Origin of the sequence: Hydrogenovibrio sp. 3SP14C1 (assembly GCF_029625905.1) — a bacterium.
Lineage (GTDB): Bacteria > Pseudomonadota > Gammaproteobacteria > Thiomicrospirales > Thiomicrospiraceae > Hydrogenovibrio.
Genome location: NZ_JARTLM010000105.1, coordinates 1 through 274, shown reverse-complemented (window position 1 = coordinate 274; position 274 = coordinate 1). Strand labels below are relative to the sequence as shown.

Annotated in this window: 1 protein-coding gene; it reads right to left on the bottom strand. The window is 38.7% G+C overall.

Annotated features, from left to right (window positions below):
* Nucleotides 1-274 (bottom strand): protein rep (locus P8629_RS11820; RefSeq protein WP_278166318.1); only part of this gene is annotated, 274 nt, incomplete at both ends.

The window sequence follows — 274 nt, the reverse complement described above, 5'->3', positions numbered from 1 at the left end:
AAACAATCATATGGATGTGAGGATGAAAGCCGTTCTTGCCGTGTGTAACCTCAACAGCTCGAATAAATCCGTGGATTTGGTTATTTTCGTCAACTCTCTTAATTAATGATTTAATGGCATTTTTACCGCTTGAAAGTCTACGGTAAGCGTTACGCATTTTCGAAAGTATATCGTTCAAATCATCGCTTATTCCGTGGGGAAAAGTGAGAGTAACAAAGTGACTCTTATAGCCTTTCTCTTTTGCAGAATCTAAAGCCTCTTTGAGTTCAATCCG